General features: G+C 62.8%; 32 protein-coding genes. 13 read left to right on the top strand and 19 right to left on the bottom strand.

The genetic code is table 11. From position 1 onward, the window contains the following. Positions 1-5: 5 nt before the first annotated feature. Entirely contained in the window at positions 6-614 is a 609-nt protein-coding gene (locus tag FHX08_RS05985) for a DNA polymerase III subunit epsilon (RefSeq protein WP_184326979.1), read from the bottom strand. A 229-nt stretch (positions 615-843) separates the two neighbouring features. On the opposite strand from FHX08_RS05985, the gene FHX08_RS05980 reads away from it, so the two are divergent. Further along, positions 844-1,134 carry a GIY-YIG nuclease family protein gene (locus FHX08_RS05980; protein ID WP_184326978.1) on the top strand — a complete coding sequence of 97 codons (291 nt, stop codon included), beginning with the start codon at positions 844-846 and terminating at the stop codon, positions 1,132-1,134. 138 nt (positions 1,135-1,272) lie between these two features. On the opposite strand, the gene FHX08_RS05975 is transcribed toward FHX08_RS05980, so the two are convergent. Next, complete coding sequence (locus tag FHX08_RS05975) at positions 1,273-1,602, bottom strand: hypothetical protein (RefSeq protein WP_132651834.1); 330 nt, start codon at positions 1,600-1,602, stop codon at positions 1,273-1,275. A 310-nt stretch (positions 1,603-1,912) separates the two neighbouring features. After that, complete coding sequence (locus FHX08_RS05970; RefSeq protein WP_132652017.1) at positions 1,913-2,521, bottom strand: J domain-containing protein; 609 nt, start codon at positions 2,519-2,521, stop codon at positions 1,913-1,915. A 666-nt stretch (positions 2,522-3,187) separates the two neighbouring features. Between FHX08_RS05970 and FHX08_RS05965 the strand changes: the two genes are divergently transcribed. Continuing rightward, complete coding sequence (locus FHX08_RS05965) at positions 3,188-3,400, top strand: cold-shock protein (RefSeq protein ID WP_007818490.1); 213 nt, start codon at positions 3,188-3,190, stop codon at positions 3,398-3,400. A gap of 256 nt (positions 3,401-3,656) precedes the next feature. On the opposite strand, the gene FHX08_RS05960 is transcribed toward FHX08_RS05965, so the two are convergent. After that, entirely contained in the window at positions 3,657-4,037 is a 381-nt protein-coding gene (locus tag FHX08_RS05960) for a helix-turn-helix domain-containing protein (protein ID WP_132651835.1), read from the bottom strand. Positions 4,038-4,084: 47 nt separating this feature from the next. Here FHX08_RS05960 and FHX08_RS05955 point away from each other — a divergent pair, with 47 nt between their 5' ends. After that, complete coding sequence (locus FHX08_RS05955; protein ID WP_132651836.1) at positions 4,085-4,894, top strand: SDR family NAD(P)-dependent oxidoreductase; 810 nt, start codon at positions 4,085-4,087, stop codon at positions 4,892-4,894. A 103-nt stretch (positions 4,895-4,997) separates the two neighbouring features. Here FHX08_RS05955 and FHX08_RS05950 read toward each other — a convergent pair whose 3' ends face one another. The 6 genes from FHX08_RS05950 to FHX08_RS05925 form a co-directional block, all read right to left on the bottom strand. Further along, entirely contained in the window at positions 4,998-5,291 is a 294-nt protein-coding gene (locus tag FHX08_RS05950) for a hypothetical protein (protein ID WP_132651837.1), read from the bottom strand. Next, positions 5,291-5,503, bottom strand: a complete 213-nt coding sequence (locus FHX08_RS05945; RefSeq protein ID WP_132651838.1) for a hypothetical protein — start codon at positions 5,501-5,503, stop codon at positions 5,291-5,293. The genes FHX08_RS05950 and FHX08_RS05945 overlap by 1 nt, the downstream gene beginning before the upstream one ends. 234 nt (positions 5,504-5,737) lie before the next feature. Then, a complete protein-coding gene (locus FHX08_RS05940) occupies positions 5,738-6,055 on the bottom strand; it encodes a hypothetical protein (protein ID WP_132651839.1) in 318 nt (105 codons plus the stop codon). Continuing rightward, the gene (locus FHX08_RS05935; RefSeq protein ID WP_132651840.1) at positions 6,052-6,261 is read right to left on the bottom strand and encodes a hypothetical protein; all 210 of its coding nucleotides are present in this window, start codon (positions 6,259-6,261) and stop codon (positions 6,052-6,054) included. Before FHX08_RS05935 ends, FHX08_RS05940 begins: the two co-directional genes overlap by 4 nt. Before the next feature lie 103 nt (positions 6,262-6,364). Further along, on the bottom strand, positions 6,365-6,919 hold the full coding sequence (locus FHX08_RS05930; protein ID WP_132651841.1) for an alpha/beta fold hydrolase: 555 nt from the start codon (positions 6,917-6,919) through the stop codon (positions 6,365-6,367). A gap of 138 nt (positions 6,920-7,057) precedes the next feature. Then, the gene (locus FHX08_RS05925; RefSeq protein ID WP_132651842.1) at positions 7,058-8,245 is read right to left on the bottom strand and encodes an arabinose transporter; all 1,188 of its coding nucleotides are present in this window, start codon (positions 8,243-8,245) and stop codon (positions 7,058-7,060) included. Positions 8,246-8,547: 302 nt separating this feature from the next. Here FHX08_RS05925 and FHX08_RS05920 point away from each other — a divergent pair, with 302 nt between their 5' ends. Further along, positions 8,548-8,811 carry a PbsX family transcriptional regulator gene (locus tag FHX08_RS05920; protein ID WP_132651843.1) on the top strand — a complete coding sequence of 88 codons (264 nt, stop codon included), beginning with the start codon at positions 8,548-8,550 and terminating at the stop codon, positions 8,809-8,811. Continuing rightward, a complete protein-coding gene (locus FHX08_RS05915) occupies positions 8,811-9,170 on the top strand; it encodes a type II toxin-antitoxin system PemK/MazF family toxin (RefSeq protein WP_132651844.1) in 360 nt (119 codons plus the stop codon). The genes FHX08_RS05920 and FHX08_RS05915 overlap by 1 nt, the downstream gene beginning before the upstream one ends. 41 nt (positions 9,171-9,211) lie before the next feature. Here the strand turns inward: FHX08_RS05915 and FHX08_RS05910 are convergent, their stop codons facing one another. Both FHX08_RS05910 and FHX08_RS05905 read right to left on the bottom strand, forming a co-directional pair. After that, a complete protein-coding gene (locus tag FHX08_RS05910; RefSeq protein ID WP_132651845.1) occupies positions 9,212-10,009 on the bottom strand; it encodes a glycosyltransferase family 25 protein in 798 nt (265 codons plus the stop codon). 96 nt (positions 10,010-10,105) lie between these two features. After that, positions 10,106-10,891, bottom strand: coding sequence for a YdcF family protein (locus FHX08_RS05905; protein ID WP_132652018.1), 786 nt, complete (start codon positions 10,889-10,891; stop codon positions 10,106-10,108). Between the two features lie 302 nt (positions 10,892-11,193). Between FHX08_RS05905 and FHX08_RS05900 the strand changes: the two genes are divergently transcribed. Genes FHX08_RS05900 through FHX08_RS05890 form a run of 3 tightly spaced genes read left to right on the top strand, consistent with a single transcriptional unit; the run spans position 11,194 to position 13,138 of the window. After that, the gene (locus FHX08_RS05900) at positions 11,194-12,135 is read left to right on the top strand and encodes a glycine betaine ABC transporter substrate-binding protein (protein ID WP_165911850.1); all 942 of its coding nucleotides are present in this window, start codon (positions 11,194-11,196) and stop codon (positions 12,133-12,135) included. Continuing rightward, positions 12,132-12,803, top strand: a complete 672-nt coding sequence (locus FHX08_RS05895) for a L,D-transpeptidase (protein WP_132651847.1) — start codon at positions 12,132-12,134, stop codon at positions 12,801-12,803. Before FHX08_RS05900 ends, FHX08_RS05895 begins: the two co-directional genes overlap by 4 nt. Before the next feature lie 14 nt (positions 12,804-12,817). Next, positions 12,818-13,138, top strand: a complete 321-nt coding sequence (locus FHX08_RS05890) for a hypothetical protein (RefSeq protein WP_132651848.1) — start codon at positions 12,818-12,820, stop codon at positions 13,136-13,138. Between the two features lie 5 nt (positions 13,139-13,143). On the opposite strand, the gene FHX08_RS05885 is transcribed toward FHX08_RS05890, so the two are convergent. Next, positions 13,144-14,085 (bottom strand): LysR family transcriptional regulator, encoded by a 942-nt coding sequence (locus FHX08_RS05885; RefSeq protein ID WP_132651849.1) that lies wholly within the window; start codon positions 14,083-14,085, stop codon positions 13,144-13,146. Positions 14,086-14,368: 283 nt separating this feature from the next. On the opposite strand from FHX08_RS05885, the gene FHX08_RS05880 reads away from it, so the two are divergent. Then, on the top strand, positions 14,369-15,679 hold the full coding sequence (locus FHX08_RS05880) for a sensor histidine kinase (RefSeq protein ID WP_132651850.1): 1,311 nt from the start codon (positions 14,369-14,371) through the stop codon (positions 15,677-15,679). A gap of 131 nt (positions 15,680-15,810) precedes the next feature. On the opposite strand, the gene FHX08_RS05875 is transcribed toward FHX08_RS05880, so the two are convergent. Beyond that, positions 15,811-16,974 (bottom strand): M20 aminoacylase family protein, encoded by a 1,164-nt coding sequence (locus FHX08_RS05875; protein ID WP_165911837.1) that lies wholly within the window; start codon positions 16,972-16,974, stop codon positions 15,811-15,813. 293 nt (positions 16,975-17,267) lie between these two features. After that, positions 17,268-17,711, bottom strand: coding sequence for an Rrf2 family transcriptional regulator (locus FHX08_RS05870; RefSeq protein ID WP_132651852.1), 444 nt, complete (start codon positions 17,709-17,711; stop codon positions 17,268-17,270). Positions 17,712-17,801: 90 nt separating this feature from the next. Here FHX08_RS05870 and FHX08_RS05865 point away from each other — a divergent pair, with 90 nt between their 5' ends. Continuing rightward, positions 17,802-18,719 carry a DMT family transporter gene (locus tag FHX08_RS05865; protein ID WP_132651853.1) on the top strand — a complete coding sequence of 306 codons (918 nt, stop codon included), beginning with the start codon at positions 17,802-17,804 and terminating at the stop codon, positions 18,717-18,719. Positions 18,720-18,838: 119 nt separating this feature from the next. Here the strand turns inward: FHX08_RS05865 and FHX08_RS05860 are convergent, their stop codons facing one another. Next, complete coding sequence (locus FHX08_RS05860; protein WP_132652019.1) at positions 18,839-19,408, bottom strand: DUF308 domain-containing protein; 570 nt, start codon at positions 19,406-19,408, stop codon at positions 18,839-18,841. A 147-nt stretch (positions 19,409-19,555) separates the two neighbouring features. On the opposite strand from FHX08_RS05860, the gene FHX08_RS05855 reads away from it, so the two are divergent. The 3 genes from FHX08_RS05855 to FHX08_RS05845 all read left to right on the top strand — a co-directional run bounded on the left by FHX08_RS05855 (position 19,556) and on the right by FHX08_RS05845 (position 22,753). Next, positions 19,556-20,128: a TetR/AcrR family transcriptional regulator gene (locus FHX08_RS05855; protein ID WP_132651854.1), complete on the top strand. Its 573-nt coding sequence runs from the start codon at positions 19,556-19,558 to the stop codon at positions 20,126-20,128. 126 nt (positions 20,129-20,254) lie between these two features. Beyond that, positions 20,255-20,665 carry a hypothetical protein gene (locus FHX08_RS05850; protein ID WP_132651855.1) on the top strand — a complete coding sequence of 137 codons (411 nt, stop codon included), beginning with the start codon at positions 20,255-20,257 and terminating at the stop codon, positions 20,663-20,665. Positions 20,666-20,947: 282 nt separating this feature from the next. Then, positions 20,948-22,753 carry a heavy metal translocating P-type ATPase gene (locus tag FHX08_RS05845; protein WP_245508231.1) on the top strand — a complete coding sequence of 602 codons (1,806 nt, stop codon included), beginning with the start codon at positions 20,948-20,950 and terminating at the stop codon, positions 22,751-22,753. 21 nt (positions 22,754-22,774) lie between these two features. On the opposite strand, the gene FHX08_RS05840 is transcribed toward FHX08_RS05845, so the two are convergent. The 3 genes from FHX08_RS05840 to lysA all read right to left on the bottom strand — a co-directional run bounded on the left by FHX08_RS05840 (position 22,775) and on the right by lysA (position 25,937). Further along, the gene (locus FHX08_RS05840; RefSeq protein ID WP_132651857.1) at positions 22,775-23,248 is read right to left on the bottom strand and encodes a nucleoside deaminase; all 474 of its coding nucleotides are present in this window, start codon (positions 23,246-23,248) and stop codon (positions 22,775-22,777) included. Between the two features lie 493 nt (positions 23,249-23,741). Beyond that, positions 23,742-24,578, bottom strand: a complete 837-nt coding sequence (locus FHX08_RS05835) for a universal stress protein (protein ID WP_132651858.1) — start codon at positions 24,576-24,578, stop codon at positions 23,742-23,744. A 96-nt stretch (positions 24,579-24,674) separates the two neighbouring features. Further along, on the bottom strand, positions 24,675-25,937 hold the full coding sequence (gene lysA, locus FHX08_RS05830; RefSeq protein WP_132651859.1) for a diaminopimelate decarboxylase: 1,263 nt from the start codon (positions 25,935-25,937) through the stop codon (positions 24,675-24,677). Between the last annotated feature and the right edge of the window lie 97 nt (positions 25,938-26,034).

Here is a 26,034-nt window from a genome sequence, read left to right as displayed (position 1 = left end):
AGAGCTTACGACAGCAGAGGCCGGTAGCCGCCGCCGGCTTCGCGCCGCGTCAGGAAGAAATGCAGGAGATTGGCATAGCCGCGGGCATCGTCGATGGCGCGATGCGTGTGCTCGACATGGCCGAGCCATTCTGACGGATAATGGGCGATATCGCATTCCCACGGCTTGCGTCCCGTCGCACCCGCCACCATCGACAGGAGGCAGAGCGGCGGATGGCGGAACAGCCGATCGGCAATCCATGGCCCTTCGAACAGCGGCCGGCCGGTAAAACGCTTCAGGTAATGATCGATCCAGGGACCGTCGAGCGCAAGCGGATGGGCGGCGAAGATCTGCTCGGCGCCGAAGGATTTTACCCAGGTGACGAAGCGGGCCATGACTTCGGCTGCGGGTTCGGGCCTGTCGGTCGCCGCCGCGAAGGCCTGCGGATGGGCCTGCCAGAAGGCCGAAGTCTGCGGGTCGCGCACCGCCTCCTCCAGCGGCTGCAGCACGGCTTCGAATTCGCCCGCGAGGAGGCCAGTCTCGGTGACGGCGACGGAGGCGAAGGAGAGCATCGAATGAGCGCCCGGAATGGGGCCGTCGAATTCGCAATCGGTGACGATGTAGATATGCGGCACGCCTGTCCTGCTCCCCGGTGTTTTGGTATCGGGAGAGCATAGCGGGATATTTGCGGGTTGCCATGGGGGCTGCGTGGTTTGTGAAGGGGTACACGGCGTCGAGAGATGATGGGGCGGCACCACCCTAACCTCCGTCATTCCTGTGCTTGTCACAGGAATCCAGCCGGCTTGCGTCTGCAAGCCGAAAAGACTCTCGAAAAGTAGTGCCGAGACAGGCCACTCTTCAACTATGAAGGGTTATGTCTACATCCTCGCGTCAAAAAGAAATGGCACGCTCACCACTGGCATGACGAGTGATTTACCCGGCCGGCTGTTCGAGCACCAGAACGAGCTGATGCCCGGCTTCACCTCCCGCTACGGCGTCAAGACGCTCGTCTGGTTCGAGAAATATGATCTCGTCACGACAGCCATCACGCGGGAGAAGACAATCGAGAAATGGCCGCGACAGTGGAGGCTCACTCTCATCGAGGAGAATAATCCGAAATGGGAGGATATCTCCTGGCACTTGATGGGACTATGAGATTGCCGCACCCGATAATAGTCTTCTCGGCTTGCAGACGCAAGCCGGCTGGACTCCTGTGACAGGCGCAGGAATGACGGAGGAGAGGGTAACGCCCGGCCACACAACGACCGGGCATCCTCTCGCCCCGCACTGCGATCAGTTATTATGCGCTGCGCAGGCTTCGTCCATCGGGGTGGCGTTGCTGGTGCCGCCCTGGGTCTGCAGCTTGCCGCGGCCGGTGCCGCTGCTGCTGGCGTGGTCGGGGCAGCGGAGCTTATGCGTCTTCGTGCTGGTCATCTTCTTCGTGCTGCCGGTCTTCATCTTGTCCGTCGCCATGGGCTTCTTGGCCTTGACGCCGGCGCCGCCGCCGGTATCGACGGTGTTCTTGTCCATGGTTGCGCCCGTCGGGGCCGGGTTGGACTGCGCAAAGGCAGATGTGGCCATGCCGAGGGCGAGAAGTGATGCTGCGACAATTTTCATACGCATGGGTTTCTCCCAGGTAGATCAGTTGATCGGTGCTTACGGAACCCCTGATGACGCTGATTGTTCCACTCGCATTTCCACAGCTTTTCCCCAGCTCAATGACCGGGGCGAGCTGTGCTGCAGGTTTCAATCAAGCTATATTGCCGGAATTGCACGCGCCGGAGGAGGAGACGGCCGCGTAAGGAGGTGGGCGGAAACGAGCCGCCATGCCCTTCATCGGATCTCGAGCCCGGAAACCCCACCGGGCTCTTTTCTTGGGGCTAGGCTCTCCTTCAGTCCGAAGCCAGTACGACACGGGAAGATGTGTCAGCCCCTACTCCGCAGCCTCCCCGCGCTGTGGCTCAACCACGTCCATCATCTCCACCTCTTCCAGCGGCGCCGGAGCTTCCACCTCATACGAGTACCCCTCGAGCATCGTATAGGTATGCTCGATCGTCTCGATCTGCTTTTCCGTCTTGCGGATGGCGTCGGCGATGGCTTCGCTGCGGGCACGCATCATGGAGCCGAGCACGTCGGTTTCCGGGCGGCGGCCGAGGCGGTCTATGTGTTTGCGCACGCGGGCACGGTGGCGTTCGAGCTCCAGGATATGGAAGCGGCTTTTCACGATATCGTCGGAGAGTTTGCGGCGCATGGCGGCGACGGGATCGAAGCTGCCGGGTTCGCGCTCGTCGAGGATCACCTCGTTGACGAGCGATTCCAGCATCAGCACGCCTTCGAGATCCTTGGGGTCGGCGAGCTGCGGGTCGTAGCCCGTATCGTCATAAACGCGCCGGCGCACCGGGTCCTGCAAGAGCTCGTAGGCGATCTGCAGCCGGTTGAAATGATCGGAATCGCCGCCGGCGTCCGGATGCGCGCCCTTGGCGGCCTTGCGCCAGGCAAGCTTGATCGCCTCGCCACTGGCGTCGCGTTCCAGTCCAAGCATGGCATAGGGATCGATCACGCCGGCACTTCCTTCATTCACTGCTTCGCCCCTCCGAGACCTAACCGCAGGCGGCCACCGCATCAAGCCCCGAATACCCTGCCATAATTGCGGCCGCTCGGGACGAAATTGTGGAAGCGGGCGGATTTTCCCACAGATGAAAGGTTAAGGTGCTGCGATTTCCGGTGCCGGGCGGATTTCTCTCCTCCCTCATTCCTGTCCTCGAGCCGTCCTGCACGCCCCTAAGCTGGAAGTGGCGGCCCATCGCCTAAAAGTTGTAGCCCCCACCTGTCCCGTTTTGACACACGTCCATCATTCTATTCGAACACTCCGGCAACCATTTGAATCATCACCATTTCCGGCGACGCAAAAAGCCATGCCACAATATTGCCGCTTGCTTTTTGCCCGAAATGCTGGCACGAACTGCAACACTCGGGCATTTCGCATGCCGGTGACTGGACTGAAGTGGTAATGCCCTGGCGGAGCGCCAATTCCGGTAGGGCGGTATGGGTGACACCCATGCGCGTAGATGTTCTTTCCCCGTACGTGACGTCTCGACTGACCCTTCGCGTCCGGCTCCAGGGCCGAAACGCGAAAGCTAAAGCCGTCCGCCTCCCCTCCGCCGGGGGTGCGGATAAACTAACTACCAATGGGAAAAGGACTATCCCCATGGCCACCAAGGGCACCGTAAAATTCTTCAACCAGGACAAGGGTTTTGGTTTCATCACGCCGGAAGGCGGCGCCAAGGACGTTTTCGTCCACATCTCCGCTCTCCAGGCTTCCGGCATCCAGTCGCTGCGCGAAGGCCAGCAGGTTTCTTTCGACACCGAGCCGGATCGCATGGGCAAGGGCCCGAAGGCTGTCAACATCCAGGCCTTCTGATCTGACTTCACTGCTTCAGGCAGGCGACGGCGCTCCGCAAGGGGCGCCGTTTTTGTTTTTGGATGGTGCGGAAGATGCGGATCCGTCCATACGTCGAAAAAGACCCCTCCCCAACCCCTCCCCACAAGTGGGAGGGGCTTAACTTGCAGCGCCCGCCTTCCAAATCCCGTCCGTAACTGGAGGAGTGAGGCGGCGCCTTCGGGGTTAGTCCCTCCCCCTTGTGGGGAGGGGTTGGGGAGGGGTTTTCATCGCTCCGTCAGCCCTCGCCCGCATACCCCCGCGAAAACTCCCGCGCCGCCATCAGCACCGGCATCAGCGCCCGGCCCGCTTCCGTCAGCCGATACTCCACACGCGGCGGCTGCTCGCCGAAATCCCGCCTCGCGACGAGCCCGTCCTGTTCCAGTTCGCGCAGATGCTGTGTCAGCATCTTCTGCGAAATGCCCGGCATGTCCCGCTTCAATTGCAGGGTGCGCATCGAAGGCTCGGCAAACAGGCGAAAGAGGATCGGCAGCTTCCAGCGGCCGCTGATCATCCGCATGACCCGCGTCACATGCGCGACGGAGCCATCGGGGCCGAGGCAGGCGGTGCGGTCTTCCTGGTCTATAGGCACTTTTAAGTGCGTAATTGTGTCGAGCATCGTCCTGTTCTTTTGTGTCGCATCCGCTTCAAGATAGGGACACGGCGATGGATTTGAAACTCGACGGCAAGACGGCGCTCGTCACCGGCAGCAGCAAGGGTATCGGCGAAGCAATCGCCAGAGGGCTCGCCCGCGAAGGGGCCACCGTCATCGTTCACGGCCGCGACAGGGGCAAGACGCAGCGCGTGGCCCAGGAGATCGTCGCGGAAGGCGGCCGCGCCCATCCCGTGACCGGCGATCTCACCATCGACGACGAGGTGGAGCGCCTGATCGGTGAAGCGCAGGCGCTGGCAGGCCGGATCGATATCGTCGTCAACAATGCCGGCGGCTCGGGCGAGCCGGAGGACTGGACGAACAGCCGGCCCGCCACATGGGCGTCGGCTTATGACCGCAATGTCCTCGCTGCCGTCAGGGTCACCACGCGGCTGCTGCCGGCCATGCGCGAGGCAGGCTGGGGCCGCATCATCAACATTTCCAGCCTCGCCGGCCTGATGCCGCCGGCCGGACGTCCGGATTACGCCGCCTGCAAGGCCGCCATCAACGCCATGACCTCTTCCATGGCCAAGGCGGTGGCGGCCGAGGGCGTGACGGTCAATACGATTTCGCCGGGTACGATCCGCAGCGCCCGGCTGGACGCCCGCTTCCGAGAAGTTGCCGCCGAGCGCGGCATCGCCGAAGATGCGGCGTGGGAAACGATCGAACGCGCCGTGCTGCCGCTCTTTGCCGCGGTGCCGCTCGGTCGCGTCGGCACACTGGAGGAGATCGCCGACGCCGTCTCTTTCCTCGCCAGTCCGCGCGCCGGCTATATTACCGGTGTCAATCTGCGGATCGATGGCGGAATGCTTCCGGCAATCTAGCCAGATGCCGGCATGGTCATACGATTGTGCCGCGCACCGATTTCGTGCGGGCGGAAAACAACCCTGCACTTCTATGTCCGGCGACGATCGTCGCCCCGGCTGATCACAGGACCACGCCGAAATAAGCCGAGATATAATCGCCCTGTTTCCAGAGGCCGGCATGCTCCCGGGCCTCGATACCTTCCGATGTCACCGCATTGAGACACAGGATGCGATCGGCAATTTCTTCGCCCGGCTGCAGGATTGCCTCGATGGCAGCCGCTTCCTCGGCAATGGTTTGATAGTCGGGCAGCGATTTCAGGCGCTGGTGCGCAAGCCTTGCGGCCTCGTGCAGATCGCGGCTGAGCGCAACGAGCACGGCGTCATCTTCCAGCGCGGAGGCCGCTTGCTCGCGCATCAGCCTCGCCCCTCGATGCGGGCAAGCAAAAGGTCGATCGGGCCCGCGAATGCCTCGCCGAGTAAAAGCCCTGCCCGCCAATCTTCGACGGCCTGACGGCATCGCGCACGCTCCCGGCCGATCGCCGAGGCAATCGCCCGCTCCTGGCAAAAGCCGCCCGAAAGCTGCGCGGCCCGCACCAGCGGCAGCAGGTCTTCGGGAATATCGTTCAAGCGCGCCACCCCTTGCGCCCACATGGGGCGCTGCCGGCACGCGTCTGGATGAGGGTGGTGTCGCTCGGTTCGAGCGGGCAGGCATGCATGCAAAACTCTCCTGTTACAATCTCGCTGCCGTCATACGGTTGTACTCGTCATCATCGACAACAATCAAGGAAATTATTCCTATCCTCGGTAACAAACCACACAGAATAAGGTTTTCAGGGACTTGGCGGGTCTCGGAATCCAGGCTCAAGCCGCCTCGCTATGACGCTCGACGTGCTCGGCCCACTCCATCGCTGCGTGGCGCCCGAGCACCGTCTTGTCATTTTCGATGACGGCGGCGATGCGCCGGAAAAGCTCATCGGCAAAGGTCGACGGTCTGCCGAATTCGGCATTGCCGGCCGCACGCAGCACTGTGCCCTCGGCGAGATGGATGGCCTCGACGCTGAACCCTTCATGATCGCCCGAGAGCTCGGCTGCGCCGTAAAGCAGCAGGCCATTGTCATTCCGGCCGAGGATGGCGATGGTGAGTTCGTCGAAATCGAAGCGCAGGCTGAAGGCGCTCATCGGTCGGCGACCTCCTGGTGGATGCGCTCCGCACGGATGAGCTGCCCCTCATACCGGCCGGCAAGCGAGAGCACGAAGCCGGCGGCGAGGAGGAAAGCGGCAAGCGGCTGGACCATGCCGATAGCATCGGGGCGGCAGGCGCCGTGCCCCCGTGTGGGCGTGCGGAAGAGCGCGTAGTCCCCTCCTCCGGAATGGTTTGAGATCATGCGGCAGCTCCTGCATAGCCTTTGGGTTCAGCGATGCGGGAGGATGCGATGCCAATGGTTGAGCGATGAAATGGCCCGGCGGGCGAAGGTCGGAGGCGGCGCGCTAGGCCGCCAGCGATCGAATATCCTTGGCGATATCGGCGAGATCATTGTCGAGCTGGTGATCGCGCCCCGGCAGCGCGCAGACGACCGCCTCGGGGATTGCCATGGCGTAGAGCTCGATATGTGCAAAGGGCACGGTGTCATCATCGCTGCCGTGATAGATGAGCACCGGCAGCCCCTCCGGCAGGCTCTCGGAAAAGTCGTCGGCTGCGGTGATTTCATCGCTCTCCCACCCGCCCTCGCCGATATAGGGCGGCGCGATGAGAATGACGGCGCCGGGCTCGAATGCCGGCCATTCCTCGGCAAGCGTGTGGAGAAGGATCGTGCCGCCGAGCGAATGGCCGATCAGGATGGCGCCATCTTCGAGCGTTTCGAACTCCTTAAGCAATGCGGCCTTCCAGGCCTGATAATGCGGATCGGCCTCGTTGGGCATGCGCGGATACCGGATGGCATAATCCTCGCCGAGTTCGCGGGCGAGACTGTCGACGAGCTTGTTGTCCCATGCGTCATGCGCCGTTTCGCCGGCACCCTGAATGAAGAGGATTTGTCCTGGCATGTGTCGTCGTTTTCCGATTGAAGCCATCAGGGAGATGGGTCGCGGTGAGAGCGGGACAAGGGTGGTGGGCACTCCTCCTCCGTTGTTTCGCTGGATGGAAGCGGGGACGGTGTCCGATTGCACCGTCCCCTGCGATCATCACTCTGCCGCGACAACCTTCCCTCGCCGCAGCACGACAGCGATCATAAACCCGCAGACCGCCGTCGCCCCGCCGACGAGAAACACGCTGCCGTAGCCTGCCCGATCGGCGAGCATGCCCGCCAGCGGCCCGGTCAGCCCATAGGCCACATCCTGAAAGGCCGAAAATCCCCCGAGCGCCGTGCCGCGCAGATGGGGTGCGACGAGATGCACGACTTCACGCCCCATAGCCGGGAAGATCATCGAGCAGCCGAGCCCCGTCATGAAGGCGCCGATCAACGCAACGCTTGGATCGGCAGCGCTCCAGATCAGCACCTGGCCGATCGCTTCGACCGCGAGCGAGACGACGGCGACCGTCAGCCCGCCGTAGCGATCCGGCAGGTGGCCGCAGACGAGGCGCACCAGCACGAAGCCGCAGCCGAAGGCGGTCAGGCCGAGGCCGGCATGATCCCAGCCGAGATCGCGGAAATAGAGGGTGAAGAAGGAGCCGATCGCGGCAAAGCCCATGCCTTGCAGGCAGACGATCAGCCCATGCACCCAGATGCGGCCGATGACGGCAGCAAGCGGCGGCCGCTCCCTGTCCGGATGGGCAGCAACGGCGGGCACGCTGCGGATTGCGGCAAGCCCCAGCACGGGCAGCCCGGCGCTGACGGCCATCGTGCCGGCAAAACCGAAATTATCGAGCAGCAAGAGTCCGAGAGGCCCGCCGAGACCCAACGCGCCGTAGATCGCAGCGCCGATGAGCGCCAGCACCCGGCCGGAACGCTGCGGCCCGACGAACGCGATGCCCCAGGCAATGATGCCGACGGCAACGAGGCTTTCGCCAAGCCCGATCAGAAGCCGGCCGGCGACGAGAACGGCGAAAGCCGCTGCAGGCGCCTGCTGCAAGAGCCCCGCGGCAAGCGAGATCAGCGCGCCTGCCATGTACAAGACGAGGCCCCGCTGCGCGGCGAACCTGGCGCCCCTGCCATCGGCAAGCCCGCCGGCATAGCCGCGCGTGAGAATGGTGGCGAGAAAGGCGATGCCGACGCCGAGACCCGCCCAGCCATTGCTGAGACCAAGCGTGCCCGTCACGAACACCGGCACGACCGGAAGCGCAATTGCCACGCAGAGATAGGACATGAAAAGGATCGCGGTCAGCAGATAAAGCCGGGCTTGCTCGCGATCACCAGTAAGACGGAAAGCCATGAAAACCTCCTGGCTGTTCCCCCGCCGACGGGCACAAAAAAACGCACTCCGACCGGCGAGGATCGATAAGTGCGTTGCTTGACGTCAGACGCTTACGGCCAGAACACTGGCATGGGCCGGCAGATACGGGCTATGCGGGCGGGTGTCAACGGTGGGTGCTTCTAGATGCCCCGTCGATGAGATCCTTGACGCCCGCAAGGCGAATTGAAAAACAGATGTCGCCGAGAAAATCGTCACCTTCGGATACCTTGCGACATCGCGAACATGTGCTATTTATGTAGCACAAAACTGAAGGACGTCAGATGACCAATACCGTGAAAATTCGCCGTCAAGGCGGTGCAACAGTATTTAGTATTCCTCCCGCGCTGCTGAAGATGCTGGGCGCGGAAGTCGGAACGGAATTGACCTTGGTTGTAGACAACGGTTCGCTTATCGCAACACCTGCTCTGCCCCAAAAAAGGTATACGTTGGCGCAGCTTTTGGAAGGTGCCGATGAGATGGCCGCCTTGAACAAGCAGGCGAACGCGTGGCAGGGCGGCGCACGTGTCGGCTATGAATCATTCTGATGGTTCGAAGCAACGTTCCTAAACGCGGCGACGTCTTCATCGTCGATCTCAACCCGGTTGTGGGGAACGAGATGAAGGATGAACATCGTTGCGTTGTCATCACACCTCGCGAAATCAATGCAGTTGGCATCTGCCTCGTTGTGCCGATCACAACGGGAGGTGTATTTGCTCGAAAGGCTGGATTGGCCGTAAACATCTCGGGCGATAAGACAACAGGTGTTGCGCTCTGTAACCAGGTGAGAGGATTGGACATCGCCGAAAGGGTGAGAAATAAGACCGCCCGTTTCGTGGAGACCCTCGATACCTGTACGACAGATGAAATTGCAGCCAGAGTGGTAAGTATGATCGACCCCGCGTAATGCATCGATCGCGCGATGACATTACGCCGGCTTCGGCTCAGCTAAGCCGATTTCGCCACGCATGCTTGGAACCTGGAGCGATCGACGATGACATCTCGCTTCTGCCCCACGAAGAAGCCAAGAATGAGATTCCTCGCCTTGATGCTTTCGAGCTCCAGCCGGCGCGCGAGCTTGCGCAGCTTGCTGAGCGGCAGGAAGACCTGGTCCTTTTCCGGGCGCACGAAATCCGCGCTCTCGGTCTCACCTTCCAAAAATCGCTGCTGGATGACCGGCGCCGGCTCGATCTGATACGCCGCGAGCCAGGAGCGGTGCCAGAAATGCGCATCGAGCAGCGAATAGCTTGTGGTGTCGGCCAGCGCGCGTTTTGCCGCCTCGGGGCCGATGACATAGCCCGCGGTCCCTACCCGGTTTTGATAGACGCGGGTCGCGCCGAAACGGCCGGCCGCGTCCTGCCAGGCGCGTTTGCGGTTCAGGATATGGCGGCGCGGGGCGAATTCGAGGTCGTAGACACTGTTCCAGGCATCCTTGCGGGCCTCGATAGCAGCGAGAACGGCCGCGATATCGTCTGACAGCACCGCATCGTCCTCGAGAATGAGTGTCTTTGCGCCATGCTCGATCACCGTCTGCCACGCCTTGCGGTGGGACAGGAAACAACCGATATCCTGCCGCCGCGTCGGGCTCGGCCAATTGCTGGCCGCCGTCTGGCACTCCTCGGCCGACAGGTCTGCGGCTTCGAATGCATCGAAAAATTCGAAGGTGAGGCCGAGTGCAGCCAGTTGCCGGGTCTGGAAGCTCCGCCGAACCTCGTCCGCCTTGCGGCTGATGATCAATATTCTCAAGTGAGCTCCCTTGCTCTCGATGCCTGGCATGTCAGCGCAGACATATAGCCGTGTTCCGACGCGAGCAAGAGCGCTCCGATGCAGGTCGGCCGCCGCTCACTGCGGATAAAGGGTCGAGACGCGCCCGGCGAAGTAATAGGCGACGATGCCGATCCATTCGCGCACGCCGGTGCTGAGCAGCCCGGCATTGATGAGCGGCAAGGCGACCGACAACCTCAGCCTCTCCTTGCCTGTCGTCCGGTAATCGGAAACCCAGGGGGTCACCTCCATGCCGAGATTGCGGAAGATCGCCACGGCACGCGGCATGTGGAAGCCCGACGTCACGAGCAGGCAATGGGAAAGGTTCAGCCGCTGCAGGATGAGCCTGACATTGATGGCGTTTTCATAGGTATCGCGCGACTCCGCGTCATATTCGATCCGGGCCGGGTCGATGTGGAAATCGTTGAACATCCGCCGGATCACATCCGCTTCCTTCATGGCAATGCCTTCGAGGCTGCCATCGCCGCCGGACATGATGATCTTGGCATCGGGATAGAGGCCCGCAAGCCGTACCGTCTCAATATAGCGGTCGCCGCCGTCATCGAGATCGTAGCCGCCGCGCGCGCCATCGACCAGCGTCGGGATGCCGCCGCCGAGCACGATGACGCAGGCGACGTCGGCGGGCGCGGCCGGCCGCGGAAAGCGATCTTCGAGCTCCTGCACGACCAGCGCACCCGCGGTCGTGTAGAAGATCAGGAAGAAGAGCGTGAGCGACACCAGCCCGGCGGCGATGGCGAGCCGCCGGAAGGAAAAGAGCATCAGGACCACGCTCGCCGCCATCAGAAGGAATGAGATCGCCACCGGCTGGGAAATGATCCAGAAAATCTTCGCAAAGAAAAACATGGGCACGCTGGGGTCCTGCTGAAACGCGGCCACGAAAGCCTATTCGCGGATTCGGGGCAAGTCTGGTTTTTAAGGCGACACAGGAGTGAAGGAGGAAATCACAACAGCAGCTTGTACCCTCCTCCTTCGATTTCGCCCCACGAATTTACCCCGGAGTTTACTGTAACGTACTTCCCCGCATGCGCGTAATGTGTTTAGCACTCAACCAGCTGGGGAGCGGAACCGGAGGAGTTTCTGTGAGACATCGCCAGGAAGACAATCCGCAACGGCACGGCGTTCACGCGCGCGCAATCTTTGCCGCGATGACCTTCATCGCCTCGGGCATCTTCACCGCATCGGTCACCGCTCAAAAAGCAGAGGCGGCCGATCTCGTCATCGCCGTGCCGAACTGGCCGTCGGGTCAGGCAACGGCCAATATCCTGAAGGTCGCGATCGGCAAGACATTCGGCCTCAAGGCCGATCTGCGCGAGATGGGAGAGCTCAACGCGTTCGCAGGGCTGGAAGCCGGCGAGGTCGATATCCATCCGGAAGTCTGGCGGCCGAACCTCGATGCAGCCGTTGCCAAATATGTGGATGAGAAAAAGGCCGTCGTTCTCGCCAAACGCGCCGTTGCCGCCTGGCAGGGCCTCTGCGCCACCGAAGAGGCGGAAAAGGCCGGCATCAAAGATATCAAGGATCTGTCGGACCCGAAGAAGGGCGCGCTTCTCGACACCGATGGCGATGGCCGCGGCGAGCTTTGGATCGGCGCCGAAACCTGGACCTCGACGGCAATCGAGCGGGTGCGGGCCAATAGCTTCGGTTATGCCGGCAATCTCGCGCTGGTCGAGGCGGAAGAGGATGTCGGCATGGCCGCCGTCGATGCCGCTGTCGCCACAGGCCGCCCGATGGTCTTTGCCTGCTACGCGCCGCACAATGTCTTCGAACTGCACAAGGTGACGCGGCTGGAGGAGCCGGCCTACGATCCGGCCAGATGGAAGATCGTCGCCGGCAGCGATCCTCTTTGGGTCGAGCATTCGAAGGCCGATGTCGCCTGGCCGCCCTCCTCGTTCAATATCGCATGGTCGGCCTCCTTCGGCGCCAAACATGCGGATGTCGCCGCCTTTCTCGACAAGGTGGATTTGACGCCGCAGGAGGTGACAAAGATGACCTATGCGCTGCAGGTGGAGAGAATACCGCCTGCCGATTATGCGGAAAAATGGGTGGCCGATCACGCCGCCCGCATCGATGGGTGGGCCAAGCCATGAACCGGACGTTCAAGATCTCAGCCCCCGCCTCGCTCGCAATCTCGCTCGCCGTCACGCTGTCCGCCTTCGTGGCGCTGGCAGCCCAGACGCAGATCTACGATCCGAAGACCCGGCAATGGGTCGATTACGACAAGAACACGGCCCGCAAATATTACGCCCGCAACAAACAGGTTCCGGATGCCTTCCGCCGCCAGGTCGTCACCTTCCGCACGGCGGAGGAGCCCGGCACGATCATCATCGACGGCAACCAGCATTTTCTCTACCTCGTACAGCCCGGCGGCCAGGCGATCCGCTATGGCATCGGGGTCGGCCGCGAAGGCTTCGGCTGGGCCGGCATCGTGCGCGTCGGCCGCACGGCCGAATGGCCGACCTGGACCCCGCCCGCCGAGATGGTGGCCCGAGATCCGAATGCCGCCAAATGGGCGGCCGGCCAGCCAGGCGGCCCCGACAATCCGCTCGGCGCCCGCGCGCTCTATCTTTATGCGGGTGATGCCGACACGATCTACCGCATCCACGGCACGCCGGAATCCTGGACCATCGGCCTCGACGTGTCCTCGGGCTGCATTCGCATGAACAATGACGACATCATTGACCTGCATTCGCGGGTGAAGATCGGCGCCAAGGTCATCGTCCTGATGCAGGGCGCGGCCCTCTATAAGGGCGTCTGAAACGGGGGAAAGACATGCGCATTTCACTGAAGAGCCGGCCGCTTCCGGCCCTGCTCCTTTCGTCGCTATCGGCACTTGCCGCCTGCCAGTCCTCGGCGCCGCCGACACCCGACCAGATGTCGCGCAACACGGTGGAGACCGCGCCCGCCGACCTGCAACTGCTCTGCGCCGATGCGGCCGCCAAACAGGCCGGCCTCGACCGGGCGAAAATCCTGCCGACAGGCTCGCGCCCGGTAGAGGCCGGCGGCTTCAGCGTCGATCTCGATGCCTCCGGCCGCAAATTCGCCTGCGTCATCGACAGGACGGGGGTGGTGCGGAGCGTTCTGCCCGCCTAACGCCGCTATTCTCCCGGCTGATGAACCAGGGAATGGACAAGCGAGGGATAGGCAGCGCCGTCCTCCCCGCCGAGCCGTTCCAACAGGATCTCGATCAGCGCCCGCACCTTGGCGGGCACATGCGGTCCGGGCGGGCGCACGACATAGATCGCGCCCTCATCCAGATAATAGTCCGTCAGCAGCGGTATGAGCGTGCCCTTGCGGATATCCTCGGCGACGATGAAGGACGGCAGTTCCGCCACGCCGAGCCCGGCGAGCGTCCAGCTCAGATGCACCTCGGCATTGTCGGTGAACAGCCGCCCGTTCGGTCGAATCGACACCATGCGTTTGCCGGCACGGAACGTCCACTCAGGAATGTGGCGTCCGGAATAGATGATGCAGTCATGCGACAGCAGGTCCTCGGGCCGCTCCGGACGGCCGTTGCGGGCGATATAATCGGGGCTGGCGATGATGAAGGGCCTGACCGGCGCAATACGCCGCGCAATCAGCGAGGGATCGCGCAGTTCGAAGAGCCGGATCGCCGCGTCATAATGCTCGCCAATGAGATCGACGGCCCGGTCGGAGAACGATACCTCCAGTTCTAGGCGCGGATGACGGCCGGCAAGCTCGGTCAGGATGGGCCCGAGATAGCGCTGGCCGAAAGCGAGCGGTGCGGCGAGCCTCAGACGGCCGGTGACATGGCCGCCGGCATAGGTGGCGACAGCATCGCGCGCGTCCTCGAGTTCGGCGAGAATGCGCCCGCAGCGTGCCTTGAATTCAAGGCCGGCCTCCGTTGCGCTGATGCCCCGTGTGCTGCGGTTGATCAGTCTCGCGCCGAGATCCGTTTCCATGCGCGCGATACGCCGGCTGACGATCGATTTCGAGACGCCGAGCAGTTGGGCTGCACGGTTGAAGCCGCCGCTATCGACCACCGCCACGAAGCTTCTGATGTCATCCAGGTCGATCATCTGCGTTCCACTGAGCGCAACACCCTGTTGTCGAAAGCGGGCATTGTGCTCACCTATCCACTGCCCTAGCTTTCAGTGACTCACAGAGCCTGATGGCTACTATCATGACGGACACGGTGTCGCCAGTGGCGGCCGCAAGGTGGGATGCGCGCCTGAAAACGCCGCGCGCCGCGACGAGGAGATATTGTGCCGGACAAGCGTTGCCTCCCTGTAACGGGGGAATGAAACCTGTGGCCTGAAACATATGGGCCGAACCATATCGGCTGCAGCATAGGAAGAGCAAATGGCCGATACGCCGATCGCGAGGAATTTTGCTGCTCGATGGAACGACGCCAGGCGGAACGAGCGCTCTGCCGGGCAGGCTCCGATCGTCGTCATCAAGGGCGGCGTCGAAGGCGAAGCACCGGCAAGACGCCCGCGTGGCGAGGCCCGCGATGAGGTCTCCATCCATCAGCTTCCGGTTCCGGTGCTACAGCTCAACGCGGCCAGGCTCAAGGCGCTCTTTGCCCTGTCGAAAGCCAGGGGCAATGCCGAGGACCTGCTGGCGAAAGCCATGTGGCACGGAGGGCTGCCGCAGGCCGGCCTTTTCGTCGCCGATGCCAACGAGTTGGCCGCCTCCCTTCTGCAGGCATCATCAAGCGACGACCTGACGGGGCCGGCGGGCTATCTCTTTGCAGCATCGCCGCAAACCGTCGCAAGGCTTATGCGCGCCTGGTTCGACGGAGAAAAAAACTTTTCGGAACCGATGACGATGCGCAGCGTCAAAGGCGCCCTCCTGGATGTCAAACTCTCGGTTACCTTCCCCCCGGCCGACAGTCTCGAACCATTGCTCGTCGTGCTGCAGGATATGACCGGGCAGCGCCAGCCTGACGAGCATGAGGTCGACCCGCTGCATGCGGCGCGGCTCTCCACTCTCGGCAGGCTTGCGACTTCGATCGCCCATGAGGTGAACCAGCCGCTGGCTGCGATCGTGACGGACTGCGAAACAACCATGCTGCATCTGTCGCGCGACGAGCCGAACCTCGCCAAACTCCGCGAGCTTGCCGCGCGCATGGCGGCGAGTGCCCATAGGGCGAGCGAAATCGTCAAGCGGGTGCGGGGCATGGCGAGCCAGTCAAACACGCGCGTGGCCCTCGATCTGAACGACATCGTCGTCGATGGGCTGTCCTTCGTCCGCAATGAGACCGATACGCACGCGATCTGTGTTTCGGTCGCCTGCGAGCCGGGCTTGCCCGCCTTTCTCGGAGACCGCATTCAGATGCAGCAGGTCGTCGTCAACCTGCTCGTCAATGCCATCGAGGCCGCCGTCTGCAGTGCGAAGCGACCGCGCCGCATCGAGATCGCCACCTGCCTGACCGGGCAGAGGATTCAATTCTCCATCCACGATAGCGGTGATGGCATTCCGACCGCCGATCTTGGCCGGATCTTCGATCGCTTCTACACGACGAAACCCGACGGCGTCGGCGTCGGCCTTTCCATCTGCCGGTCGATCATCCACGACCACGGCGGCGACATGAATGCCACCAATGCCGACGACGGCGGCGCCCTCTTCCGCTTCTCGCTGCTGGTGGCCGAGACTGAGCGCGATCGGTAAGGCGTCGTCGAAGGCGAACGCTATTCCCGCCGGAATTTCAGCCGGCGGCAGGGTATATACTTGGCTGTCAGGTGTTTGATACCATTGCCTAGCGTGCTGTGGCACCCTCCTCTGCCAACAACGATCATCGCCTACTTCCCGCCAAGCTCCTGCCCGACCAGCGACAGCCAATAGCGTACCCCATGCGCAATCGCCTTGTCGTTGAAATCATAGGCCGGGTGATGCAGGCCGGCGCTGTCTCCATTGCCGATGAGGATCATCGCGCCAGGCCGCTTTTCCAGCATATAGGAAAAATCCTCCGCGCCCATCGACGGCTCATAAGCCGCATCCACCTGGCCCTCGCCCGCCACGCGCCGAGCCGCAGCAACGACAGCTGACGTCCTGCCGGCGTCGTTGACCGTGACCGGATAGCCTGGCCGCCAGTCGATCTCGGCTTCGGTCTCGAAGAGCTTCGCAGTCCCATGCACGATGTCGCGGAACCGCTGCTCCACGGCCTTTCTCGTTTCCGTCTGCATGGTCCGGATCGTGCCGCCCAGGCGCACGGAGGCGGGAATGACGTTCAACGCCTTATCGTTGCCGGCTTCGCAGAAGGTGACGGAGACGACGACCGGATCGAACGGATCGGTGAAGCGCGAGGCGATCGATTGCAGCGCGGTTACCATATGGGCGCTGACGAGAACAGGATCGCGCGTCATGTTCGGCGAGGCCGCATGCCCGCCCTTGCCATTGATGGTGATGACGAAACGGTCGGCACCCGCCATGAACGGGCCCGCACGCGTGGCAAAGGAACCGATCTCCAGGCCCGGTTCGTTATGCATGCCGTAAACCTCGTCGATCCCGAAGCTTTCGAGCAGCCCCTCCTCGATCATCACCCGCGCACCGCCGCCGCCTTCTTCCGCCGGCTGGAAGATCAGCACGACCTTGCCGGCAAAATCCCTGTCTTCGATAAGGCATTTAGCGGTGGCAAGCAGCATGGCGGTGTGTCCGTCATGGCCGCAGGCATGCATGCGGTTGGCATTTCTGGAGGCATAAGGAAGATTGGTCTGCTCCGACATCGGCAGCGCATCCATGTCGCAGCGAAGCGCGATCGTCTTGCCGGGGCCCTTGGTGCCCTCGATGACGGCAACGACGCCGGTCTTCGCAAGTCCTGTCGTGACGTCATCGCAGCCGAATTCGGCAAGCTTGCCCGCCACGAAAGCCGCCGTCTCCGGCAGGTCGAAAAGCAGCTCCGGATTCTGGTGGATATGACGGCGCCAGCCCTTGGCCTCTTCGGCAACGGCTTCGATAGTGCTCATGATGGTATCCTCGTGATGGGTGGCCGGGCGCGGATGGTTGCGACGCGGCTGGGATGGAGTGGCGCGAGACTAGGCGCATGGCGGTGGTTTGCCAACGGGCAATGGTGGGTGGTGGGGCGAAGTGTCGGATGAGCCCAAGAGACCTCCACAAGGGGAGGAGCTAACCGGGCATCCGCCTCACTCCGTTCGAAACGTTGGGATTTTGAAAAGCTAGCGCGGAAGGTTAAGCCCCTCCCCCTTGTGGGGAGGGGTTTGGGGCGGGGTCTTTATTGACCAGCTCAGCAGCCTGCCCCTCAAATCCCCGAAATCGGCACCGGCTTCGGAATCCGCTTGAGAATATCCGCCAGCGCCGTCTTCGATAGCCGGCTAACCAGCAGTGCCTCTGCATCGTCGAGCGCCGCCTCCACGCTGCCGAGCAATGCGTGTTCGATGGCACAGCCTGGCGGGTTTTCCTCGCCCTCGATCTCCATGCGCAGGAACCGCTCGCCGAGCGCCGCATAGACATCGGCAAGCGTGATCTCTTCCGGCGGGCGCGCCAACAGCCAGCCGCCGGAATGGCCCTTTTCGGAGGACACGAGGCCGGCCTCCCGCAAGAGCCCGAGCGTCCGGCGCACGACCACGGGGTTGGTGCCGCTATGGTCGCCGATCTCGCCGGAGGTCAGCGGCCGCGCCGGGGTCAGTGCCGCCAGATGCGCCAGCGTGTGCAGCGCCAGGGAAAACCGGCTGTTTCGCTTCATGCAGGAAGATCCTCTAAATATGTAACTCTCAATGTTGCATGATTGACGCAACCTGTGTAGTTACATGATAACATCATCTGGAGGATTGTCATGGCCTCGATCGCAAACAGCCCGAAATCGCCGGCCGCAGTGCTGGCGGCACTCTTTTGCTTCAGCGCCGGCCCGGTCGGCTTCGCCATCCAGAAATACCTGACGGCCTGGTTCAGCCCGGCATCCATCATCGCTGTACAGATGACGATCGGCGCGGCCGCGCTCTGGGCGGTGATGCTGCTTCTGCCGTGGCAGCGCGTTTCGCTCTCCGACAGGCTGAAGCCCTTTGCCGTCGGCATCATCCATCCCGGTATCTTCATGATCACCTTCACCATGGCGAGCCGCAGCCTGGATGGCGTCACGCTGATCCTGCTCAGCGCCTTCATGCCTGCCGTCGTCGGCCTGGCAGCCCGGGTGTTCCTTGGGGAGCCGCTGAAGGCCACGACCTTTATCGGCATGGGCGTCGGTTTTGCCGGCCTGCTGCTCGTCATTTCCGAACGGCAGATGACGGGAGAAAGCTCGCTCGCAGGCTATGTCACGGCGCTGCTAGCGCTCTGCCTTGCTGCCTGCGGCCAGCTGCTGGGTCGGGCGCTGCACACCCGCTCGAGCGTGCCGTGGACTGTCGTGGCGACCATGCAGCTCACGGCAGCGGCTGTCGTCGCCTGGGTCGTTGCAATCGTGTCAGGCCTCGGGATCGGCGCCGATGATATCGGCGAGCACTGGATGGCGTTTTGCTATATCGGGCTTGTCGCCACTGCCGGCGGCTACTTCGCCTATAATTTCGCGCTGTCGAAGATGCCGGTGCTGCAGCTCGGGCTGATCTCCTCCATCGGCCCGGCAGCCGGCGCCGCGGCGGCGGCAGTGATCTTCGACAGTCCCTTCGGGGTGAGAACGGCGGGCGGCGTGGCGATGATCATCGCAGGAACCGCCCTTCCCGGCCTGCTTGCGCTGCTGCGGGCGCGATCTGCCGCCGGCTGAAAAGACGGGTGAAGCCCGAGCGCAGCCCGCGTCGGGCCCGCAGGCCCGGCCGGGTTTTATCGATCTCATGCAGCCCTTTGCGGACGCGGGCGTGCGGTTGCATGAGACGCAGCGGCAGACTAGCCGGTGCTTTTCACACCTGCCTTGCGATAGGCTGCAACCGTCATCCACACGGCCGACAGCAGGAAGTAGAAGGCACCGAACCCTGCGTAGGGCGCAATGTCGAGAATGCCGGGCGGCACGTCTGCGAACGAGCGGCTGATCATGAAAGCGCCGGCGAGCGTCGATTGTGCGCCGCTGAGGATCATCACCCATTGCGCACCATAGATGCGCCAGCGCCGTACGGCGGCGGAAAGCTGCAGCAGGCCGGAGAGAATGGCCCAGACGCCGAAGACGGCAAGCACCGCATAGGTGCTGTTGAGCGCGGCTAGGATGACCGCAAGCGTCGTGATCGTGCTGACGACGACGTTGAGCGACTGGGCGGGATTGGCCTTCAGGCCGCCATTGACCCTGGCATCGACGAGGTTCGCCACCGCATCCCAGGCCGGATAGATGACGAGCAGCACGGAGGCGAGTGCCGCCTGCCCGCTAACGAGAATGGCGGCGATGATCCAGCCGATCGAAAACAGCGCACGGACGAAATAATAGGATCGCAACCAGCTCGATTGCGGTGAGGTTTGACTTGCCATCATAGACTCCTTGGTTTGCCACCCTACTAGTAGGTAGACAAATTTAAAGAGTCAATCCGAGTGGGACTCCGACACCAACACAGGTTCGTGAAATCGGGCCAAATCCACGCGCTTGACAGCCTCCCTACCAGCAGGTAGGCCGGAGCTATGGAACAGACGACCTCGGAAAAAATCCTCGATGTGGCACAGTCTCTCGTCGTGGCGGGCGGTTATAACGGCTTCAGCTATGCCGATATTTCCGACGCGATCGGCATCCGCAAGGCGAGCATTCACCACCATTTCCCCACCAAGGCCGAACTGGTGCAGGTCCTTGTCGACCGGTATACGCAGCGCGCCGAGGCCGGCCTGAACGCGCTTCGCGAACACGTGCCAGACCCTGCCGAGCAACTGCAGGCCTATCTGGGCTACTGGCAGAAATGCATCCTCGATGCGACGGAGCCTTTCTGCGTCTGCGCCATGCTCGCCTGCGAAATGCAGATGCTGCCCGACACCGTGGCATCACACGTGCGACGGCATTTCGAGAACCTGACCGAGTGGCTGACATCGGTGCTGAAAGCCGGCGCCGAGCAGAAACTCTTCCGGTTGAACGGTTCGCCCGAGGGGGAAGCGCAGATCCTGATGGCGATCGTCCACGGCGCCATGCTATCGGCCCGCGCGCTTGGCGAGCCCGCCCTCTTTGCCGCAATCGTCGGCCCGCAGGTCGCCAGGCTCAAGGCCTAGAAGCACTCAAGGGATAGAAGCGACCGTTTCGCGGCCGCGGGGCAGTCGGCGTATCAGGGAAATTTGACCTGGAGCAATGACGACGGCGGAGATGATGCGACGATAGCCATATCAGGAGGTATAGGCATGACAATCGCTTCATCGCTGCGGCAATGCTCCGCCGACATCATCAACGGATTTCATACTCTGGCGGACAGGCACCGTCGTCGCAGCGAATTATGGGCGCTACCTCCGGAAGAACGCCAACGTGTCGCCGACGAGCTCCGCCTGACGGCAACCCAGCTGGAGAGGCTGGTTGCAGCCGGCCCGAAGGCATCCGTCGAAATGGAAAGGCTGATGGCCGCTCTCGGCATCGAGGTCCTGAAGGTGGAGGCTGGCTTCCCGCACCTGATGAACGACTTTCAAGCGACCTGCGCGCAATGCAATGCGAAAAGGGCCTGCCGCCGGGCGCTCGCCGACGGCAATGCACCGGAGCGGATGCAAGCCTTCTGTCCGAATGCCGACGAATTGTTCGCACTCTCGGAACGTCTGGCATAGAGCTCGAAACCAATGCGGATTCGCCAGAGAGTTCTCGGCCTGCGCCAGTAAAACCGAGGGAAACACCCGATCCGCTCCTGAGGAGTCGGCCCGGCCCGGGAGAGCTCTAGGAGAAATCCTGTGATTGTGCCAAATTCCTGCACGCATAGCGGGCGCCGGGCCACGAGTTCAAGCACCGGCGCGGAGCGCCCGACGGGAAATGGGAGGCGTGCGGCCATGAGCGTTCTGGACGAATCAAAGGTTCAGCCCCGAATTCGCAGTCTCGGTGAACCACGCGCATGGATGCCCGACATCGGCCTGCGCTCGACCGTCATGGCGGCGGCAGCAGTGCTGGGTCTGGCGGGCGCTTTCGTGCTTTTCCTCTTGGATTTGAGATCTGCGAGCCGGCTTGCGCTTGCGGCTAGCACCGGCGTTGCCCTTGCCTTCCTGTTGATCGACATCGTCGACAAGCTCAGGAACGGTGATTTTGGTCTCGATCTGATCGCCGCCCTCGCCATGGGCTCGACCCTCTGGTTCGGGGAATATCTGGCCGGGGCGATCGTTGCCCTCATGTATGCCGGCGGCCAGTTTCTGGAAGCCTATGCGCATCGGCGCGCCGACGAAGGCATGTCGGCCCTCCTGGCGCAGGTGCCGCGAACGGCCCTTCGCCTCCTGGAAGACGGGCTGGAGGAAGTCCCCATTCCCGATATCGCGATCGGCGATATGCTGATGATCCGCAGGGGCGATGTCGTGCCGGCGGATGGCACGCTGATCTCGGAGAATGCATCGATCGATCAATCCGTCCTGACCGGCGAAGCCTTTCCGGTGCACCTCGCCAAGGGCGCGCGGATCGAGAGCGGCGCGACGAACGCGGGAGACGCGATAGAGCTCCGGGTGGAAAGCCGTGCCGAAGACAGCACCTATTCCGGTATCGTCAAGCTGGTCGAGGCATCCCGGCAGTCCAAGGCGCGGATAGCGCGTCTTGCCGATCGATACGCAATCGCCTTTCTCCTCCTGACGCTGGCAATCGCGGCCGGCGCCGCCATCCTGTCTGGTGATATGGCCCGGATCGTCGCGGTTCTCGTCGTCGCAACCCCGTGCCCGCTCATCCTTGCCGTTCCCGTCGCCCTTGCGGCCGGAACCTCGAAGGCGGCAAAGGTTGGCGTACTGGTGAAAGGCGCAGGTCCGCTGGAAGTGCTGGCCGACGCCTCCGTCGCGGTCTTTGACAAGACCGGCACGCTGACGGCGGGCGATCCCGAAGTCGTCTCGATCGAAGCGCCTGTAGGCCAGGACAGGCTCCTGCGTCTCGCCGCCTCGCTCGATCAGGCCTCGTCGCATGTCGTCGGCCGCGCGATCGTCAAGGAGGCACAGAGGCGCGGACTGCTGCTGTCGCGGCCGACGGACGTATCGGAGCTTGCAGGCGCCGGCATTTCCGGACTTGTCGACGGCATCAGGGTGAGCGTCGGCGGCGACAATTACTTTACCCCGGATGGCAAGCCCTCTCGCCCTGCCGGAAAGAAAGGCAGGATGCAGGCAAAGGTCTTCTTCGACGGAGAGCTTGCCGGCGAAATCGGCTTCGAAGATCGCTTGCGCGACGATGCCATCGCGCTCGTCGGTAAACTGCGGAAGATCGGTTTCGGCCGCATCGTGCTTGCGAGCGGCGACGAACGCAGCGTCGCCGCCGCCATTGCCGGCTCGCTGTCGCTGGATGCGGTCGAGGCGCGGCTCTCGCCCGTCGAGAAAGTCCAGGTCATCACCAGGGAACGCGCCGCAGGAAGGGTCATGATGGTCGGCGACGGCGTCAACGACGCTCCGGCGCTCGCCGCCGCCGATGTTGGCATTGCCGTCGGTGCTACCAATCTCGCGGCTGCGGCAGAAGCGGCCGATATCGTCCTGATCCGCAATGATTTGAACAGGATCGCCGCCGCGATAGATATCGCGAGACGTTCGCGCGCCATCGCCGTCCAGAGTATTTTCGCCGGCATCGGCCTCTCGCTCGTCGCCATGATCTTTGCCGGCGCCGGCCTCCTGCCGCCGGTCACCGGCGCCATGCTGCAGGAAGTGATCGATGTGGCCGTGATCCTGAATGCGCTCAGGGCGCTGCGCTAGCCAACCGATATGTCTTAGACTCTAGGCCCTGCCCAAATGTTTCGGCCAGAATTCCTGGTGGACTGCGGCGGCCTCCTCTTCGAGGTTCGTCGGCCCGTCGACGGTGACGATGCGCGCGCCGGTTTGCAGCACCGCCCGGCTCGGTACGTTCAACCCGATCCCGGCGATCTCGCCAAGCCGCGTTTCGGAACATGCAAACACCATGCGCCCGATGCCCGACCAGTAAATCGCCCCGGAGCACATGGCGCACGGCTCCGTGCTGGTATAGAGCGTGCAGTCGGCCAGAAATACGGTGTCGTACTGCTGTGCCGCCAGTTTGATCAGATTCAGCTCGGCGTGGTTCGTCATATCGTGGCCGGTGAAGACGCTGTTTTCGGCGCGCAGGATGACCTCCCCGTCCCTCACCAGCAGCGCGCCAAACGGTTCGTCGCCGTGTTCCATCGCAGATTTCGAGAGCGCAATCGCCTCGCGTAAAAACGGCTCGTGATTGTCCATCAGCCTCTCTCCCCAAGAGCCAAAGCCGGATGATTTTGTCTTAGATCCGGCAGATTTCCAAGGGGCTGCAAATGAGGTCCAGGTCGGCTATCCATATCGCCGCTCGCCCGCCTTCCTCTTTTCCGTCCACCGTTCAGACCTTAGTCCGTATCAGGCAGGCGCGTTTGCGCGCATGATCCGCAGCTGGATCGCAACGCCGGGGAGGAAATTGTGATCTACGAAAGGCGTAGCGTAATCGACAGTCCGAAAGAACGGACGCGCTTCGAGAAGGATGCGGCCGACGCCCTGAACAGGCATTACCGGTGCCCGATCGCTATCTGGTTTTCCTGGCAGCCGGGTCGGAAGCCCAATACCATCGATCTGCGGGCCACTCCGCAGGTTCTGGGGCAATCCGAGGGTCAGGGGCCGAGGGGAATTCCGTAATTTGAAACGTGCTGGGGAATGGGCAGGCCGCGATCCACCCGATCGCGGCCTTTAGTCTCGACGGCCCCGCTCAATGGGCGAGGAACAGCGGCAGCTGGCACTCCTCGATCATCCTGCGGGTGACGCCGCCGAACAGACTCTGCTGCCATCTTGGATGATTGTAGGCCCCCATGACGATAAGGTCCGAGCCCATATCCACCGCGTGCCTGACGATGATCTGGTCGGGGCTCTTGCCTTCGCCCGAAAGACGATCGACCTGGACCTTGACGCCATGGCGGGCAAGGTAGGCTGCAATATCGGCTCCCGGCTCCTCGCCGTTGACCGCCATGCGCGCTTCCGGATCGACCATCGTCACATGCACGATCTCGGCCTTCTGCAGAAGATCGAGCGACTCGCGGGCAGCGCGCGCTGCCTCGTCGCTGGAATCCCAGGCCAGCACTATATTTTTCGGTGAGGTGACGCTTGCCTTTCGCCCGCGGTTGATCACGATCGGCGTCGGCGTCTGGAAAAGCGCGCCGTCGAAGATCCGCTTCTTAAGGCCTGTATCCTCGACCACGTCAGGGCCGAGCAGCACGATATCGGCATAAAGCGCACGCTCGGCAAAATCCTGATCGGCCCACGCATATTCCGTGTAGAGATCCTGCACCTCGAACGAGAGATCGCTCTGGGAAAGTGTCTCCTTGATTTTCGCGGCCGTCCCGATGAGATCCTCGATCTGCCGCTGCCGCTGATCGATCCAGACGGTCGAGAGCGCGGCGTCATATTCCCCCAGCATCGGCGGCGCGCCGATGGAAACGGCAAGCGCGGTCAGATGGGCTCCCTGGGCCGCGCACAAGTCTGCCGCGCCTTTCAGATCCTGCTCGAATTTGCTGCTCTTGAGGATGCTCAAAACTGTCTTGATGGCCATGATGGCTGCCTCCGTGATTGGATGTCGCAACATTAGCAATCCGGCCGGCTGCGGTCTTTGACCCGTATCAAGATCGTCCGTGCAGCACCAGGACCGTCAGAGCGGTCCCGGATCGGCCTCGAGCGCGAGCAGCTGCTCGATCGACTGACGCTTGCGGATGAGCGTGAGCTTGCCCGCATCCAGCATAACCTCCGGCGCCAGCGGCCGCGAGTTGTAATTTGAAGACATGGTCGCGCCATAGGCGCCGGTATCGCGCAGAATAGCGAAATCGCCGACCTTCGGCAGCGCAAGCTCGCGGAACTCGACAAAACCGCCATCCTGCTGGGTGAAGACATCGCCCGCTTCGCAGAGCGGCCCGGCAACGGCAATAGGCGAAAGCGGCCCGGCGACCGGCGCTCCCTCGGGCGTCACGAAGACGATGTCGTGATGGCTGCCATAGAGGATCGGCCGGGCGAGATCGTTGAAGCCCGCGTCGATCAGGACGAAATGCTTGTCGGCGACTGTCTTGACCGCACGAACCTCGGCGACGAGAACCCCGGCATTGCCGACGAGATAGCGGCCCGGCTCAAGTTCGAGCCGCAGAGGCCCGCCGGTGATCTTTTCGGCCTCCAGCCGCGTCCTGTTCCACGCGTCATAATATTCCGCGATATCGATCTCCGGCTCGCCCTGTCGATAGGGAAGCGAGAGCCCGCCGCCGGCCGAGATGGCCTTGAGCGGCCGGTTGGCGCGGCGCACGGCATCCAGCATGCTGTGGCAGACGCGATGCAGATGCCGGTAATCGACCCCCGAGCCGATATGCATGTGAAGGCCGATCAGGGTGAGCCCGTATTCATCGACGAGACGCAGGCTGTCCTCGAATTCCTCATGCCAGATGCCGTGCTTGCTCGATGGCCCGCCCGTATTGGTCTTCCGGTTATGGCCATGGCCGAAACCCGGATTGATGCGAAGCCAGACCGGATGGCCCCGCCCTGCCCGTCCGATCTGGCGGATCATGTCGGGCGAACCGCAATTGACTGGGATCTTCAGCGCGACGACGCGCGCCAGCGTCTCCTCGTCGATGATATCGGCGGTAAAGACGATCTCATGCGCATCCGTTCCCGGCACGTAGCCTGCCCGGAGCGCCCGTTCGATCTCGCCGAACGATACGGCGTCGACCGCGACGCCCATGGAGCGCAGGAGCCGCAGGATGTGCGTGTTGCTATTGGCCTTCTGGGCAAAACGTACGCACTCGAACATCGACAATTGCCGGACCCGCTCCCGGATCGACTCGGCCTCATAGAGCCAGAGCGGCGTGCCCACGGCCCGGACGGAGGTGAGCGCGGCATCGATCAGCTCGGATCGCAGAAATTCTGGTCTCATCGGAAAATTGTCTTCTGTCAGGAATGGAGGACCCCGTGTTTATGACATTCCCGGCTGTCGAGAAACCACAATTTCCTTTGCGAGGTCGTGCACCTCC

This window comes from Rhizobium sp. BK529 (genome assembly GCF_014194105.1).
Taxonomy (GTDB): Bacteria; Pseudomonadota; Alphaproteobacteria; order Rhizobiales; family Rhizobiaceae; genus Rhizobium.
This window is presented reverse-complemented; position numbering and strand designations above follow the sequence as displayed.

Coding starts and splice junctions, on each gene's coding strand:
- FHX08_RS05980 (WP_184326978.1), top strand. CDS start 844: ATGAAGGGTTATGTCTACATCCTCGCGTCAAAAAGAAATGGCACGCTC.
- FHX08_RS05975 (WP_132651834.1), bottom strand. CDS start 1,602: ATGCGTATGAAAATTGTCGCAGCATCACTTCTCGCCCTCGGCATGGCC.
- FHX08_RS05970 (WP_132652017.1), bottom strand. CDS start 2,521: ATGCTTGGACTGGAACGCGACGCCAGTGGCGAGGCGATCAAGCTTGCC.
- FHX08_RS05965 (WP_007818490.1), top strand. CDS start 3,188: ATGGCCACCAAGGGCACCGTAAAATTCTTCAACCAGGACAAGGGTTTT.
- FHX08_RS05960 (WP_132651835.1), bottom strand. CDS start 4,037: ATGCTCGACACAATTACGCACTTAAAAGTGCCTATAGACCAGGAAGAC.
- FHX08_RS05955 (WP_132651836.1), top strand. CDS start 4,085: ATGGATTTGAAACTCGACGGCAAGACGGCGCTCGTCACCGGCAGCAGC.
- FHX08_RS05950 (WP_132651837.1), bottom strand. CDS start 5,291: ATGCGCGAGCAAGCGGCCTCCGCGCTGGAAGATGACGCCGTGCTCGTT.
- FHX08_RS05940 (WP_132651839.1), bottom strand. CDS start 6,055: ATGAGCGCCTTCAGCCTGCGCTTCGATTTCGACGAACTCACCATCGCC.
- FHX08_RS05935 (WP_132651840.1), bottom strand. CDS start 6,261: ATGATCTCAAACCATTCCGGAGGAGGGGACTACGCGCTCTTCCGCACG.
- FHX08_RS05930 (WP_132651841.1), bottom strand. CDS start 6,919: ATGCCAGGACAAATCCTCTTCATTCAGGGTGCCGGCGAAACGGCGCAT.
- FHX08_RS05925 (WP_132651842.1), bottom strand. CDS start 8,245: ATGGCTTTCCGTCTTACTGGTGATCGCGAGCAAGCCCGGCTTTATCTG.
- FHX08_RS05920 (WP_132651843.1), top strand. CDS start 8,548: ATGACCAATACCGTGAAAATTCGCCGTCAAGGCGGTGCAACAGTATTT.
- FHX08_RS05915 (WP_132651844.1), top strand. CDS start 8,811: ATGGTTCGAAGCAACGTTCCTAAACGCGGCGACGTCTTCATCGTCGAT.
- FHX08_RS05905 (WP_132652018.1), bottom strand. CDS start 10,891: ATGTTTTTCTTTGCGAAGATTTTCTGGATCATTTCCCAGCCGGTGGCG.
- FHX08_RS05900 (WP_165911850.1), top strand. CDS start 11,194: ATGACCTTCATCGCCTCGGGCATCTTCACCGCATCGGTCACCGCTCAA.
- FHX08_RS05895 (WP_132651847.1), top strand. CDS start 12,132: ATGAACCGGACGTTCAAGATCTCAGCCCCCGCCTCGCTCGCAATCTCG.
- FHX08_RS05890 (WP_132651848.1), top strand. CDS start 12,818: ATGCGCATTTCACTGAAGAGCCGGCCGCTTCCGGCCCTGCTCCTTTCG.
- FHX08_RS05885 (WP_132651849.1), bottom strand. CDS start 14,085: ATGATCGACCTGGATGACATCAGAAGCTTCGTGGCGGTGGTCGATAGC.
- FHX08_RS05880 (WP_132651850.1), top strand. CDS start 14,369: ATGGCCGATACGCCGATCGCGAGGAATTTTGCTGCTCGATGGAACGAC.
- FHX08_RS05875 (WP_165911837.1), bottom strand. CDS start 16,974: ATGAGCACTATCGAAGCCGTTGCCGAAGAGGCCAAGGGCTGGCGCCGT.
- FHX08_RS05870 (WP_132651852.1), bottom strand. CDS start 17,711: ATGAAGCGAAACAGCCGGTTTTCCCTGGCGCTGCACACGCTGGCGCAT.
- FHX08_RS05865 (WP_132651853.1), top strand. CDS start 17,802: ATGGCCTCGATCGCAAACAGCCCGAAATCGCCGGCCGCAGTGCTGGCG.
- FHX08_RS05860 (WP_132652019.1), bottom strand. CDS start 19,408: ATGGCAAGTCAAACCTCACCGCAATCGAGCTGGTTGCGATCCTATTAT.
- FHX08_RS05855 (WP_132651854.1), top strand. CDS start 19,556: ATGGAACAGACGACCTCGGAAAAAATCCTCGATGTGGCACAGTCTCTC.
- FHX08_RS05850 (WP_132651855.1), top strand. CDS start 20,255: ATGACAATCGCTTCATCGCTGCGGCAATGCTCCGCCGACATCATCAAC.
- FHX08_RS05845 (WP_245508231.1), top strand. CDS start 20,948: ATGCCCGACATCGGCCTGCGCTCGACCGTCATGGCGGCGGCAGCAGTG.
- FHX08_RS05840 (WP_132651857.1), bottom strand. CDS start 23,248: ATGGACAATCACGAGCCGTTTTTACGCGAGGCGATTGCGCTCTCGAAA.
- FHX08_RS05835 (WP_132651858.1), bottom strand. CDS start 24,578: ATGGCCATCAAGACAGTTTTGAGCATCCTCAAGAGCAGCAAATTCGAG.
- lysA (WP_132651859.1), bottom strand. CDS start 25,937: ATGAGACCAGAATTTCTGCGATCCGAGCTGATCGATGCCGCGCTCACC.